Annotated in this window: 16 protein-coding genes; 10 read left to right on the top strand and 6 right to left on the bottom strand. The window is 39.6% G+C overall.

What is annotated here, in order from left to right:
• Positions 1-53 precede the first annotated feature (53 nt).
• The 6 genes from KZP23_RS22650 to KZP23_RS22625 all read left to right on the top strand — a co-directional run bounded on the left by KZP23_RS22650 (position 54) and on the right by KZP23_RS22625 (position 6,022).
• Positions 54-587 carry an RNA polymerase sigma factor gene (locus tag KZP23_RS22650; protein WP_226334072.1) on the top strand — a complete coding sequence of 178 codons (534 nt, stop codon included), beginning with the start codon at positions 54-56 and terminating at the stop codon, positions 585-587.
• The gene (locus KZP23_RS22645; protein ID WP_226334071.1) at positions 587-1,408 is read left to right on the top strand and encodes an anti-sigma factor; all 822 of its coding nucleotides are present in this window, start codon (positions 587-589) and stop codon (positions 1,406-1,408) included. Before KZP23_RS22650 ends, KZP23_RS22645 begins: the two co-directional genes overlap by 1 nt.
• A 964-nt stretch (positions 1,409-2,372) precedes the next feature.
• Entirely contained in the window at positions 2,373-2,819 is a 447-nt protein-coding gene (locus KZP23_RS22640; protein WP_226334070.1) for a DUF2721 domain-containing protein, read from the top strand.
• Positions 2,820-2,822: 3 nt separating this feature from the next.
• Positions 2,823-3,722, top strand: a complete 900-nt coding sequence (locus KZP23_RS22635; protein WP_226334069.1) for a glycerophosphodiester phosphodiesterase family protein — start codon at positions 2,823-2,825, stop codon at positions 3,720-3,722.
• Between the two features lie 7 nt (positions 3,723-3,729).
• The gene (locus tag KZP23_RS22630; RefSeq protein ID WP_226334068.1) at positions 3,730-4,743 is read left to right on the top strand and encodes a threonine aldolase family protein; all 1,014 of its coding nucleotides are present in this window, start codon (positions 3,730-3,732) and stop codon (positions 4,741-4,743) included.
• Positions 4,744-4,759: 16 nt separating this feature from the next.
• The gene (locus KZP23_RS22625) at positions 4,760-6,022 is read left to right on the top strand and encodes a replication-associated recombination protein A (RefSeq protein WP_226334067.1); all 1,263 of its coding nucleotides are present in this window, start codon (positions 4,760-4,762) and stop codon (positions 6,020-6,022) included.
• A 43-nt stretch (positions 6,023-6,065) separates the two neighbouring features.
• Here KZP23_RS22625 and KZP23_RS22620 read toward each other — a convergent pair whose 3' ends face one another.
• From KZP23_RS22620 to KZP23_RS22605, 4 genes are all read right to left on the bottom strand, one after another.
• The gene (locus KZP23_RS22620; protein WP_226334066.1) at positions 6,066-6,362 is read right to left on the bottom strand and encodes a thiamine-binding protein; all 297 of its coding nucleotides are present in this window, start codon (positions 6,360-6,362) and stop codon (positions 6,066-6,068) included.
• An 18-nt stretch (positions 6,363-6,380) separates the two neighbouring features.
• Positions 6,381-6,941 (bottom strand): aminoacyl-tRNA hydrolase, encoded by a 561-nt coding sequence (gene pth / locus KZP23_RS22615; RefSeq protein WP_226334065.1) that lies wholly within the window; start codon positions 6,939-6,941, stop codon positions 6,381-6,383.
• Positions 6,942-7,032: 91 nt separating this feature from the next.
• A complete protein-coding gene (locus KZP23_RS22610) occupies positions 7,033-7,620 on the bottom strand; it encodes a 50S ribosomal protein L25/general stress protein Ctc (RefSeq protein WP_226334064.1) in 588 nt (195 codons plus the stop codon).
• 43 nt (positions 7,621-7,663) lie between these two features.
• A complete protein-coding gene (locus KZP23_RS22605; protein WP_226336572.1) occupies positions 7,664-8,593 on the bottom strand; it encodes a ribose-phosphate pyrophosphokinase in 930 nt (309 codons plus the stop codon).
• Between the two features lie 326 nt (positions 8,594-8,919).
• Between KZP23_RS22605 and KZP23_RS22600 the strand changes: the two genes are divergently transcribed.
• From KZP23_RS22600 to KZP23_RS22585, 4 genes are all read left to right on the top strand, one after another.
• Positions 8,920-10,134 (top strand): OprO/OprP family phosphate-selective porin, encoded by a 1,215-nt coding sequence (locus KZP23_RS22600; protein ID WP_226334063.1) that lies wholly within the window; start codon positions 8,920-8,922, stop codon positions 10,132-10,134.
• Positions 10,135-10,335: 201 nt separating this feature from the next.
• The gene (locus tag KZP23_RS22595; RefSeq protein WP_226334062.1) at positions 10,336-11,718 is read left to right on the top strand and encodes an aminopeptidase P family protein; all 1,383 of its coding nucleotides are present in this window, start codon (positions 10,336-10,338) and stop codon (positions 11,716-11,718) included.
• A gap of 194 nt (positions 11,719-11,912) precedes the next feature.
• Complete coding sequence (locus KZP23_RS22590) at positions 11,913-12,242, top strand: hypothetical protein (protein ID WP_226334061.1); 330 nt, start codon at positions 11,913-11,915, stop codon at positions 12,240-12,242.
• A 107-nt stretch (positions 12,243-12,349) separates the two neighbouring features.
• Positions 12,350-12,814: a COG2426 family protein gene (locus KZP23_RS22585; protein WP_226334060.1), complete on the top strand. Its 465-nt coding sequence runs from the start codon at positions 12,350-12,352 to the stop codon at positions 12,812-12,814.
• A gap of 84 nt (positions 12,815-12,898) precedes the next feature.
• Here KZP23_RS22585 and KZP23_RS22580 read toward each other — a convergent pair whose 3' ends face one another.
• Both KZP23_RS22580 and KZP23_RS22575 read right to left on the bottom strand, forming a co-directional pair.
• Complete coding sequence (locus KZP23_RS22580; protein WP_226334059.1) at positions 12,899-13,519, bottom strand: PorT family protein; 621 nt, start codon at positions 13,517-13,519, stop codon at positions 12,899-12,901.
• Positions 13,520-13,536: 17 nt separating this feature from the next.
• Positions 13,537-14,205, bottom strand: coding sequence for a DUF4136 domain-containing protein (locus KZP23_RS22575; protein ID WP_226334058.1), 669 nt, complete (start codon positions 14,203-14,205; stop codon positions 13,537-13,539).
• Positions 14,206-14,410: the final 205 nt, after the last annotated feature.

The raw sequence follows: 14,410 nt of genomic DNA, 5'->3' as shown, positions 1-14,410 counted from the left end.
TTCTCGTGTTTTCTTTTTTAAGCAAGAAAATAATATTTAACCCTCAGCAACTTTTGCAAGAAGAACAACTCATAACAGGACTAAGAGCTCGGGATCGACAAACAGTGGACTATTTGTACGAAAAGTACTCTAAGGCCTTGTTTGCTGTTATTTCCAGAGTGATCAAAGACCGCGATATTGCAGAGGAAGTTTTTCATGATGCTTTTGTTAAGATCATTCGGAAAATAGACAGCTATGATGAATCAAAAGGCAGGCTCTATACCTGGATGGCCAATGTCTGCAGGAATGCAGCCATAGACAAGACCAGATCGAAGGAATTTTCTAAAAGCCAAAAGACCAATACGATTGATAACTACGTATATGGTTTAGAAGGATCGTCAAACACACTGGATTTGGTGGATGGGATTGGCGTGAAGGAACTCATGGGCAGTTTGAATGAGGAACAACGATTCGTGGTCGAATGTATTTATTTTAAAGGTTACACGCATTCCGAGATTTCGGAAGAGTATGAGATTCCATTGGGAACGGTGAAGTCCAGAATTCGTGCAGCCATTAATATGTTAAAAAAGAATATTAATAGAATTTAGTGGATATTCAATCTTACATAGCGTCAGGTAAGTTGGAGCTTTTTGTGCTGGGTGAACTCAGTGAAAGAGAGCGGGAAGAAGTATTGCAACTCTCTCAGCAGTATCCTGAAATTAAGCGGGAACTGAAAGAGATAGAGGAGGCCATGTTTGCTTTTGACAATGAATTGGGGGTAAAGCCTTCCGATACGGTGAAGGATAAGATATTTGATACCCTGAGTCAAGAGCTTGATACTCCTAAGATCACTGAGAAAAAGATGACTGCCGCTCCAACAAAAGAGATAGCCTTACAGCCTTGGAAAAGTTTTGCTGTAGCTGCTTCTATTGTAGCCCTTATGGCTATCGGTGTGGCGGCTTATTATGCCGTGAGGTTTTATGATGTAGAAAATAAGTTTACCAGTTTATTGGAGGAGAGAAATGTACTAAGCCAAGAACTGGAGATTAATAAGGCTCGATTTGAGGAAACAGGAGATCAATTACAAACCTTATTATCCAAAAACTACGAACGAGTTCCGATGTCTGGAGCGAGTTTTGAACTTCAGAAAGATGCTTTAGTAGATGTTTTCTGGGACAAAGCATCAAAAGAGGTATATGTTTCAGTAAATAATCTTTCCAACTTGGATGCAGATAAAGATTATCAATTATGGGCCATTGGAGATGATGGGCCGGTAGGTATAGGGATTGTTAAGCCTGGTGAAAAACTGAAATTACAGCAGATGGAAGCAGCTGTCAGTGCAGGGGCCTTTGCTATCACTATTGAACCCAAGGGAGGTAGTGAAGCTCCGACATTGGAGAATTTGGTAGTTATTGGTGAAGTAGCTTAGATTACTATAGAAATATTGATAAAAGCACGCTATTTTTATTTTAGCGTGCTTTTTGTTTTAGTGCATAATAATATTTATCTGGTTATCCGTAATGATGCCTGCAACCATAAATCCTTTGCTAAAGTGCTCGGAGACCTGAAACAGTTGATACCTAAATCAAGCAAAACAATCGTTTCCATTTGCTGATATACATAATTATTAAAATGTTATCCTTACAAGTAAATCACTTGTTTAACCTATTAAATGGATTAATTCGAGCATTTATAATGTAGCTGTTCCTTTAGAATATATTTATCAATGCCCATTGCTATAATTTGACCAGGTCAGGATAGGACCCTTTGTTTTCATGGAAATCTGTTACAAGAAAGAAAAATCTTATCTGAACCATCTAATTTCCCAACTATTCCGAAAAATCAAATTAATCATTCAGCTCCTTGAATAGTTGGAAAAATGTTAGCTGGTTGCGATAACGGAAAGATGTATTCCTAAGCTTCTTATGACCAAAATATTTAAAGGAATGTCCACATGCTTTTCTAGGACATAAGGTGTAGACTTTCCTAAGTATTTGATATGATAAACACGGCTAAAACACGGGATAAACACGGCTTAACTAGGGGTTAAATACGGGTTAAAGATGGAAGGTTAAAAATGTTACATTCATTATGTTTTTTATATTTTAAAATTTAAAATAAATCTGATTATCCGCAATGATGCCAGTAACCTTAAATCCTTTGCTTAAGTGGTCGGGAGTTTGAAGACTGAAGACCGAAGGAGTTGATGTTTTAATTAAAACGAACATTTCGATTCGCTTTTAACCTTTACTGGTGCAATTGCGGATATACATTTAAAATAAATAAGCCCTACGCTGATATTTGATTGTTAGTCAATTACTGTCAATTAGCTTGGACACACTTTTATTTTACCTGAAAAATATAGAATTTAGATTCTTAAAGCCTACCCAAATATGCAACTGGAACTTTCTACACCCGCACTTTTATTTTCAGCAATTACCCTGTTAATGCTGGCTTATACTAATAGGTTTTTGGCCATGGCAAGTTTAATTAGGGGCTTGAATGAGCGGTATAGAGAAAATCCTGATGATGTGCTATTGCTGGAGCAATTGAAGAATTTGCGTAGAAGAGTAAATATGATCAAGAATATGCAGATTTTTGGTGTGCTGAGCTTTTTGTTGTGTGTGATATGCATGTTCTTGATTTACCGAGAAATCAAGACCGCAGCCAATATTGTCTTTATGTTGAGTATGATAGCTTTATTGATTTCATTGGTAGAGATCAATCTGTCTACAAAGGCCCTGAATATAGAGCTTGGAGGAATGGAAAAGACATTCAAGGCATCTAAAGGTCCTTTTAATTTTAGGTATAAAGAGTCAAATAAACCATCGAATTCATAGCTGATGATGATAAAAAGTGTGAAGGTCTGGGGACTTTGTTTTTTCGTTTCAGTCCTGATAAGCTGTTCCGGCCAATCAGAGAAAAAAGAGTTGGCGGGAAAAAAGCATTACTTGGAATTTACTGATGTAAGCGCCACCAAGGAGTTTTTTAGCTGGAATTCAGGTAGGGATTTTATGGTAAGTGCCCATAGAGGAGGAAGCTATTCTGGCTATCCAGAAAACTCCATAGAACTATTTGATTATGTCCTGGAAAATACCTCTGCCATTATTGAATGTGATATTGCTTTGACCCAGGATTCTGTTTTGGTTATGATGCATGATAATACCTTGGATAGAACCAGTACAGGTAAAGGAAGGGTGGCAGATAAGACATTTGATGAGCTAAAACAGTTGAATTTGGTAGATCTGGAAGGGAAAGTGACCCAATTCAAAATTCCAAGCCTAAAGGAAGTGTTGAAATGGGCAAAAGGAAAGACCATTTTGACTTTGGATTTCAAAGATAATGTGCCTTATGAAATGGTTCTGGAAGAAATTAAGGCAACCGGTACCGAGGCTTATGTGGTGTTGATTACTTATAGTTTTGGAGCAGCCAAAAAGTTATATCGGTTGAATCCTGAGCTAATGCTTTCTGTTACTATCAGAAATAAGGATGAGTGGGAGCGATTTGAGGAGACAGGTATTCCTGTAGAGAATATTATTGCCTTTACAGGTTTGACAGAGAGAGAAAGTTCCTTTAATAAAATGCTTCATGAGCATGGTGTTTTTACCATCCTTGGCGTATTGGGGAATTTGGATAGAAGGGCTATTTCCAGAGGTGATCAAATTTATAAGGAATTTGTAGAAAACGGTGCCGATATTTTGGCAACAGATAGGCCCATTGAGGCGGCAAAAATGATAAAATAGCATATCAATGAATATTGAATTAAGAAGTGATACATTCACCAAGCCTACTACAGAGATGAAGCAGGCCATGTTTGAGGCTGAGGTGGGTGATGATGTTTTTGGTGAAGATCCAAGTGTAAATCGTTTAGAGGAAAAGTTGGCGAGTATTTTTGGAATGCAGGCAGGGCTTTTCTGTCCTTCAGGAACTATGACCAATCAGATTGCCGTTAAGCTTCATACAGGTCCCCAGAAGGAGGTTATCTGTCATAAAAATTCCCATATATTTCTTTACGAGGCAGGAGGAATTATGTCCAATGCCTTTGCTTCGGTGAGGCTGTTGGAAGGGGAATTGGGGAAGGTGACAGCGGAAGAAGTGAAGGAAGCTGTTAATCCATATGATGTACATGCAGCAGAGAGTGCATTGGTCTCTTTAGAAAATACCATGAATAAGGGAGGGGGGAGTATCTACACCTTGGACGAAGTTCGGCCTATCAAAAAGGTATGCGAAGAGGAAGGATTGAAATTGCATTTGGACGGAGCAAGGATATTCAATGCATTGGTGGAAAGTAAAGAAAGTGCCAGTGATTGGGGAACCATGTTTGATACCATTTCAGTCTGTCTTAGCAAAGGTTTAGGCTGTCCTGTTGGTTCTGTTTTATTAGGCGATAAGGAGACCGTTAAAAGAGCAAGAAGAATAAGGAAATCAATGGGGGGAGGGATGCGTCAGGCCGGATATCTGGCAGCTGCAGGTATTTATGCTTTGGACCATCATGTGGAGAGACTTGCAGAAGATCATCGTCGGGCAAAGGTTCTGGGCAGCTTATTGCAACAGCACCCAAACATTTCTGAAATCCTTCCAGTCCATACTAATATTGTAATAGCGAAGTTGGAAGGGCTTAGCCCAAAGCAGCTATTAAGTGACTTTGCTTTGAAGGGGATTAGAGCTGTACAGTTTGGAAAAGATCAGGTCCGATTTGTGACACATATGGATTTTACCGATGTGCATTTAGAAGAATTTAAAAGGAAGTTTTTGCCTTCATAAACATATTATTAAGAGCATGAGTCAAGAGCCATTAGCAGAAAGAATGAGGCCAGTGAGGTTGGAGGACCTGATTGGGCAGTCCCATCTTAGCGCTCCCAATACTTTTTTATATAGGGCCATAAAATCGGGAACGGTACCTTCACTGATTCTTTGGGGCCCGCCAGGGGTAGGTAAGACCACAATCGCCAATATCATTGCCAATGAGGTGAAAGCACCTTTTTATACTTTGAGTGCAATTAGTGCTGGCGTCAAGGATATTAGGGGAGTGATAGAAAAAGCACGTTTTCAACAGGGAGTGGTATTGTTTATCGATGAGATTCACCGTTTCAATAAATCTCAGCAAGATGCGCTATTGGGAGCCGTGGAGAAAGGGCAGATCAGGTTAATTGGTGCTACCACAGAAAATCCTTCATTTGAAGTCAATGCGGCCTTGTTGTCAAGGTGTCAGGTGTTTACGCTTAATTCTCTTGAGAGGGAGGATTTGGAAGCCATGATAGTACAGGCATTGAAGGAAGATGTGCTTTTGAAGAATAAAAATGTCCAGCTAAAGGAAACAGAGGCCTTGTTGAGGTTATCTGGTGGAGATGGAAGAAAGCTGCTGAATCTTTTGGAAATAGTCATCAATGCCATTCCTGAAGATCCTATAGTGGTGACCAATGAGAAGGTGACTGAAATTGCACAACAAAAGGTAGCGATATATGATAAATCGGGAGAACAGCATTATGATATTATTTCAGCGTTTATCAAGTCGATCAGGGGATCGGATCCCAATGCTGCAGTTTATTGGCTGGCAAGGATGATTGAGGGAGGTGAGGATGTGAAGTTTATCGCCAGGAGGTTAGTGATATTGGCTTCTGAGGATATTGGGAATGCCAATCCCAATGCGCTACTTTTGGCTACAAATTGCTTTGATGCGGTGAAAATAATAGGTTATCCAGAAGCAAGAATTATTCTTTCCCAGTGTGTGACTTATTTGGCCAGTTCTGCTAAGAGCAATGCCAGCTATATGGCGATCAATAGGGCCCAGGCTATTGTTCGTCAGGACGGAGATTTGCCTGTCCCTATACATCTTAGGAATGCTCCGACAAAATTGATGAAGGATCTGAATTATGGTAAAGGGTATAAATATGCCCATGACTACGAAGGGAATTTTGTGGAGGAAGAATTTATGCCGGATAAGTTGAAGGGGCAAAAGTTGTATGATCCGGGTAAGAATGCTCGAGAAAATGATCTTCGGAAAAATCTTCAAAGAATGTGGGGTAAAAAATATGGGTACTGAAACTAGTACCCATTTTTATTTTCAAGGATGGATTTTAGAAGGTTTAAGCTTGCTTATGTTTGGCTGTTTTTTCATCCATAGTGACATCTCCATTTTTGCGGATTTGCATGCGGTAATAAACCAGTACTTCATCAGCTCCAGCCTCTAGGACTGCCTCTTGGGCTTTTTTTGCAATTGCCATCAATTCGTCTTCAGGGCCTTCCATGACAGTTTCAAAAGGATTGACTTCATATTTCACTCCTGCAGCTTTTATGACTTCTATAGCTTTGTCCACAAGGCTATAGGTGTCGAGTTGGTTGCTTTTAGGGACGATTTGTATGCCTAGGTTGATTGATTTCATTTTATTTAGAGGTAAGGGTTAATCATTGAATTGGCTCATGGTCATATTGATACCAATAGTACAAAAGCCCTTTATCATGTCGATAGCCTTGTCCATGATGATCGGTAATTCATTAATTTCGGACTGTGACCATCTGCCCAGTACGTAGTCTATTTGTCTTCCTTTGGGGTAATCATCTCCAATGCCAAAGCGCAATCGGGGATAATTCTGTCCGCCGGTTAGTTCTTCAATATTTTTCAGTCCATTATGGCCTGCTGAAGATCCTTTGGCTCTTAAGCGCAGCTTTCCAAAGGGGATTGCTACATCATCGACAATGACCAATACGTTTTCCTTGGGGATTTTTAATTCCTTCATCCAGAAATTCATGGCCTTACCACTCAGGTTCATATAAGTGGTTGGTTTGATCATATAGATATTTCTCCCCTTGAATTTGTATTCTGTAGTGAAAGCCAGTCGATTGCTGCTCCAAGAAAGACTCTCTTGGTCTGCCAATCGATCAAGTGTGAGGAATCCGATATTATGTCTCGTAAGTTCATATTCTGGGCCAATATTACCCAGTCCTACAATTAAATACTTCATGAGATGCCTTTGAAGATAAATAAATTAAAATAAAAAATCCCACCGACAAGCTTGACGGCAGGATTTGTTAAGTTCATGTATGAAGGCTGAATTAATCTTCAGATTCTTCAGTAGTCTTTTTACCTCTAAGTGCTCTTGGAATACCGATGGTAGCAATAGAAACATTAGGGCTTGTAAGGATTTCAAAACCTTCGGCTTTCACCTCAGCAACTTTTACAGATTTACCAAGTTCCAAGTGGCTGATAGATACTGGAATGCTGTCAGGAAGATCTTTAGCCAAACCTTTAACAGTAAGAGTTCTTGCTTTCAATTCTAATTTCCCCCCTTTAAGGATACCTGGAGAAGAACCATGGATATCCACAGGAATGTCCATTTTGATGGCTTTATCTTCACTGAACGCCAAGAAGTCAGCGTGCAATAAAGTCTCACTTACTGGGTGGTATTGTGCTTCACGAAGGATCGCTTTTACTTTGGTTCCTTCGATGTTTAGGTCTACCATGTGTACTTCAGGAGTATAGATCAACTCCTTGAAAAGAATGGCAGGGGAATGGAAGTGAATTTGCTCTTTGATACCTGGTCCGTAAACCACACATGGTACGCTTCCTTCTTCACGGATTTGAGTCAATTCCGACTTGTCGAGATTTGCTCTTTTAAACCCTATAATCTCTAACGATTTCATAATCTAGAATATATAAGTGTATGAATAAATTAAAATTCTCTTTTTAAATAAACAGGGCACTGATAGAATCATTGCCTGTCACGGCATGAATGGCTTTGGCAAATAAATCAGCCACTGTCAATACCTTGATTTTTGAAGACTCTCTTTTTAAAGGAATGGTATCTGTGACGACTAGTTCCTCCAAAACAGAGTTTTCAATATTTTCATAGGCTTTTCCTGACAAAACACCATGTGTCGCGATCGCCCTAACTGAATTGGCTCCCTTATCCAAAAGGATTTGGGCGGCCTTGCAGATGGTTCCGGCAGTATCTATCATATCATCTACCAAAACAACATCCCTTCCTTCTACCTCACCAATTACTTGCATGGAAGCCACTTCATTAGCTCTCTTTCGGTGTTTGTCACAAACAACCATTTCTACTTCAAAATGCTTGGCATAAGCTCTGGTTCTTCCTACACCTCCTACATCTGGTGATGCAAAGATAAGATTGTCCCCTAAATCCAGGCTTTTCAAATAGGGCACAAAAATAGCTGATCCATTTAAATGATCCAAAGGAATGTCGAAAAATCCTTGTATTTGGCCGGCGTGCAAATCACAGGTCATGATCCTATCAGCACCGGCAGAGGTGATCATATTGGCGATCAGCTTAGCGGCAATAGAAACTCTTGGTCTGTCTTTCCTGTCTTGCCGGGCATATCCGAAATAAGGGACTACTGCACAAACTTTATAGGCACTGGCTCTCTTTGCAGCGTCGATCATCAGGCACAACTCTAATAGATTGTCAGCATTGGGGTTGGTCGATTGGATAAGGAAAACATGGCATCCACGTACAGACTCGTCGAAACTTGGTGACATTTCTCCATCACTGAACTTGGATAGTGTTAATTTTCCTAATTCCTGGCCGTAGTTGGTGGCGATTGATTCTGCAAGTTTTTTGGTATTGGTCCCAGCAAAGAGTTTAACCTCAGGCATCATGTGTGTATTTGTTGTAGGAATAGTTAAGACAATATTTCTCCACAAAGATAGAAAAAAAGGTGGAACTGCTAATAAAAGGATTTAGGTTAAAGATTTAATCTCCCAAGATATTAATCACGTTGTTACGATTGTATTAATATGTTGATATAAATATTAACATAAGGATAATATTGATAAGGTTTTGGAGAGAAATATTAAATATAATTTTGCAGCCTAAATATCAGAGACTGATTTATCATCCGCTGAGTTATTGTCAGATATATGCAAGGAATCTTTGACAATAGAAAAAGTAAAATTATATCTTTATAAAAAAAGCAATTCTTATGGAATTAAGGAAGGCCATTGCCTTATTTGTCCTAATCACTGTGATTACGGTAAAAGCAAATGCTGTGCAAGTTAAAGAAAATGACTCAACTAGAGTCGATGTTCAATATACCACCAGAGGTTTTCAATTTACAAGTCCGGATAATAAATATAGACTTCAGATTGGAGGAAGGCTTCAGTTTAGATACGCCTATCCAGGGGATCAAGATCCGGTCACTTTTGATGATTTTGAAGTACAAACCAGAAATATTTTCAAAATTAATAGGGCTAGGCTTAAGGTAGGAGGATTTGCTCATCAGCCATGGTTAAAGTACTATTTTGAATATGAATTAGGAGCGAATAGGTTGTTGAATTTTGAAGTGAAGTTGGAAAAGTTTAAGTGGCTTAGTTTTAAGGTGGGGCAATGGAAAATTGATTACTCCAGAGAAAGGTCCATTTCCAGCGGTAAGCAGCAAATGTTGGAACGTTCTATAATCAATCGTCCATTTACCTTGGATAGGCAGCAAGGAGTATCTGCATATGGACGAATAGATAATGGGAATTTGTTGGACTTTAATTATAGTTTGTCCATTTTGACTGGTAATGGTAGAGGAGCAAGGGACAATGATGACCACCATTTGATGTATGTGGGCAAAGTATATTGGAATTTTTTAGGAGACGGAGTCGATTTCAATGGGTCTGATTTGACCTACTTCACGAGTCCTCAGGCTTCCATAGCCGCTGCTGGAGCCACCAATACAAGTATGTATACCAGGTTCTCATCTGGAGGAGGTGGAGATTTGGAAGGATATGAAGATATTGGCCAGCCAGGCCAGTATCAGGTTGATCAATATGTGCTGGAATCAGCTTTTGAATATAAAGGCTTCAGTTGGCAGAGTGAGTATCATCGTAAAAGGATTCTAGATACACGTGGTTGGGCAGCCGACCACCATCTAGAGGGGTATTATGGCCAGGCAGGTTATGTGGTGAACCACCAAAGAGGAGCGCAAGAAAACCCTTTGTTTGAAGTAGCCGGAAGATATGCTTTCTATCAGCCTGACAGGGCGATACCTAGAAATACTACCGAAGAGTATGCCCTTGCGCTTAATGTTTTCTTTGCGGAGCATAGGAGCAAGTTGACTACTGATGTGACTTATTTTGATTTTGACAGGGCATCGGTTAATAGAAGGGCTTCCAGTTGGAGGTTCAGAGTGCAGTATGATTTTTCTTTCTAATTCGTTCAAATATGATTCAAACAGTTCCTTGAAAGGCTATTTGATAGACAAAGGTTACGAATGCCAGCGGAGTTTGATTGCGCTGGCATTTTTGGTTTAAAGCCAGTGCTAAAGAGGAAGGACTGGAATTATTGCAGTTCTTTTTTTGTTGAGCAAAAATACTTTAAGACCTTTGCAGGATATATAACCTTCCCATATATAATGTTTAATAGAGAGATTTACAAAGAAAGAAGAGCCCATTTAAGAGCAAAGATGGGTAGCGGCCAGTTATTGTTTTTAGGCAATGAAGAGGCAAGTATCAATTTTAAACACAACTGGTATCCCTTCCGTCAGGACAGTACCTTTTTATATTATTTTGGATTATCCCTTCCAGGTTTGGTGGGGGTGATAGATTGTGACGAGGACAAGGATTATATTTTCGGAAATGATTACGAGATAGACGATATTGTTTGGACCGGTCCCCAGCCAACCATTGCCGAGCTGGCAGAAAAAGTTGGCGTGAGCTATACAGCTCCTTTGTCCAAAATAGCGAATACGATAAAAAAAGACTGTCAGGTATTGCCTCCATATAGAGGAGAACATGTGTTGAAGCTGAGGGAGATTTTCAAAAAGTCAGTGGAAGAGGTGGAGGCCATGGCTTCGGTGCCATTTATTCAAGCAGTGGCCGAGCAAAGAAATATCAAGTCTAAGGAAGAATTGGTAGAATTGGAAAAGGCCGTTACAACAACTTCTGAATTACATCTGGCCGTAATGAAAGCGGCAAAGGCGGGCATGAAAGAGTATGAGTTGGTGGCTATTGCTACAAAAGTAGCTAGGGACAAAAATGCCGCTTTGTCGTTTCCACCGATATCGACCATCAATGGGCAAACCCTTCACAATCATTATTACGGTAATACTATCAAGGACGGAGATTTACTTCTTTTTGATAGCGGAGCAGAGTCACCGGAATTTTATGCAGGAGATATGACCAGAACTTTCCCTGTAAGTGCTCGATTTGATACGCGTCAGAGAGAGCTGTATGAAATCGTATATAGGTCCCACAGGGCTGCTGTGGAGGCTTTGAAGCCAGGGGTGAAGTTTAAGGATGTCCATTTGTTGGCTGCTGAGACTTTGGTAGAAGGATTAAAAGGTGTGGGTTTGATGAAGGGGGATGCAAAAGAAGCCGTAGCAGCAGGTGCACACACCATGTTTTTCCAATGCGGTTTAGGACATATGATGGGATTGGACGTTCATGATATGGAAAACCTCGGCGAGCAATATGTGGGGTATACTCCTGAGTTGAAAAAATCAACAGAGTTTGGCCTGAAATCACTGAGACTTGGCAAGGAATTAGCTACTGGCAATGTGATCACCGTTGAACCTGGTATATATATAATTCCTGAACTGATTGATATGTATAAGGCTACTGGACAGATTGATGCTTATATCAATTATGACCTGCTGGAAACCTACAGGGATTTTGGAGGAATCAGGATAGAGGAAGATTTCGTTATTACATCGGATGGGGCAGACTTATTAGGGACGCCATTGCCCATTGCTCCAGATGATGTGGAAGGTGTCAGAATGGAGGCTTTGAAAGGCTAATATGAAAATAACTCATCTCTTGGGTAGAAAACCCGAGAGATGAATTTATTTTTTTGTTAGAATTGCATTTAATTTGCAGCGTGAAAGAACCTGATGAAAGGAGAATTGATTGTTATTGTGTGATTAATTTGTCCTTAAGTCAGAAGATGAAATAATTGAAAGTGTATCAAATCATAAAAATATCGATCAACTTAGTGCTGTTAACTGCAGTTATCCTCTTCTGTTCTGAAGAGGAGCTAAAGCCGGTATATGATACATTGCCTCATGGTGAAATCCTGAGTAAGGTAGAAATGGTGGCGTTAAAAGGGAAAGCCCAATACCGTCCATTTGCTCAAAAAATCAAAAAGCATTCTAATGAAGATGACCATCAAAGGGTAAAGAATTTCTTTATAAGGGTTTGTTCCCTATCACTGGGCAAAAATACCTTTGATGCTAATTTTTTATTTATATCGGTTGACAACCCAATATTTGACCTGGCCCATGTTTTTATAGGAAGGGCACCTCCTTACAGGGCGATAAGCTAATTCCTAAAGTTCAATAATTCTATTTCTTTTAGTGGGAGACCATTGATGAGAAGGTGGCGATTTTGACGCTCTTCCATTGGGTATTCCATGCTATTATAATTGCCAAAATGATACATATTATTCTTCATACCTTTCTATTGAGTATTTCTCCTTTTGGAGAGTCCAGAGTGGGGATTCCATATGCCGTAATCAATGGTTTGGATCCTATTTTAGCCCTTTTGGTGGGCTTGGGGGCTAATTTATTGGTTTTTCCGATTTTATTGTTCCTTATAGATACCTTCAATGCAAAGCTTTGGAAACATAAGGTCTATAAGAACCAGTCAGTTAAACTGATGAGGAGAGCAAAGAATGGGGTTGGGGATAAAATAGAAAAATATGGTTTTTGGGGCCTTATGGTTTTTGTTATGATTCCTTTGCCTTTTACCGGGGTTTATATGGGAACTATTGCGGCTTATATTTTCAAATTACCGCGTAGACAATCTTTTTTTGCCATTAGCGTAGGAGCAGTAATTTCTTGTTTGATTATTGCCTTTGGTTCTCATTTGGGCAAATTGGGAGTAGAGTTGATCTAAAAAATAGCCGTTTAATGAAAGGAATGTTGTGGATATTAAACAGGCATTATAATATGTGAGACGATTATGGAGCTAAAATGCCAATTAATAAAACCAAGAAAATCCTAAACGGAAATCCATGCTGCTGAAACTGTCCTCACCAAAAGCCTGATTGTACCGAATGCCTAAATCCAAGCTGCTGGAATAGGCGATTGGGACAGAAACCCCTACTGCTGGAGCTATTCCAAACAGAAACTTATTGTCTTCAAAACGGTAAAGCCCTATTTCTTTCCATCTTAGCACGTTATAGCCTCCAATTCCTAAAGACAGGTATGGTTTTGCTTTTCCAGAATCACCATAATAATAGCTGGAGGTTAGCAAAACGGGGATGGAGTTGATATAATTAAATTCTTTGGCAGTTAAGACAATGGTTTTATTGTTCCGCTCAATAATATTAGAGACCGGTCCATCACTAGAGGAATAGTAAGTGGATAATCCGGAGCTGATACCAATGGATAAGTTGTATTTGATAAAATATTCATAGGCTACACCAAACCCTCTAAAACTGAAGTCATCAACAAATTCTTTCGCGTCGCCTATTGTAGTAGACGGGCTATAATGTAAGGTAAACTTATTGCTTCCTTCTTGTTGGGAAAAGGCCGGGTATGATTTGATAAGGCCGATGACCAAAACAAGACAGATAGGTATAAGGTGTTTTTTAAGCATCTTTAAGTGACTTTAATTTATTTATTTAAATAGGGAGAGTCTATAAACATTCTCTCAAGGCCTGAGCTGATCCTGTTTTCTATATTGCTTTGGCTACCACTAAGTAGACCATTCAATGCCCCTGTCCATATAACAGGTATGGGGTTTGGAGCATTGTTATTGTTGACTGTAACTCCGTTTGGTGTGATCATTTCTATCAATACAGTTCCTTCCCGGTACGAGTAAACTCCCCCAAAATAGCAGCATCCACCTGGATATCCCGGATACCATCCCCCTGGAGGGTATCCGGGTGAATACCAGCCCCAGCCTGGCCACCAGCCCCAATAGTCCCACCAACCCACTAAATTGAAATTGACGGTATTAATAACCGTGATAAGAAGGATCACATCAGATCCCTCAGATGCGGGATCTTGTGCTTCTTGCCAGCCATATGTACTGAATTTTTCATTGACTTCAGTAAGGAGAAAATCTTCCGTTTCTTCAGCAAGTGACTCATCTTCGTTGCTTATAAAGACCACACTGTCGGCTAGTGTATAAGTCAAAAAGTCATCAAAATTGATATTGTTGTCCCTAGATGTAATGACCAAGTCCAGTTCGTCGACAAATTCTGGTCCTTTGGGCGTGCAGGCTTGAGATCCTATTATCAGTAACCAAAAAAGTCTCCAAATATATTTTGTATAAATCATCGTTTGAACTTTTTGACTTTATAAAACATCCTTTGTGTTTGTTTAATGTATAAATTATCCAAATCAGTAGGGAGTACTAAATTGATCTAATTGAGAAATTTTATAAAAGTGATCATAATCTATTGATTTTTAGGTGAATAATGTTGTTTGGTGGAGGTGGTCTGTTAAATTGGTGCTTCAAGAAGTGATGAGAAAGATGGTAGAG

The organism is Echinicola marina, assembly GCF_020463795.1.
In the GTDB taxonomy this organism is placed as follows: domain Bacteria; phylum Bacteroidota; class Bacteroidia; order Cytophagales; family Cyclobacteriaceae; genus Echinicola; species Echinicola marina.
This window is presented reverse-complemented; position numbering and strand designations above follow the sequence as displayed.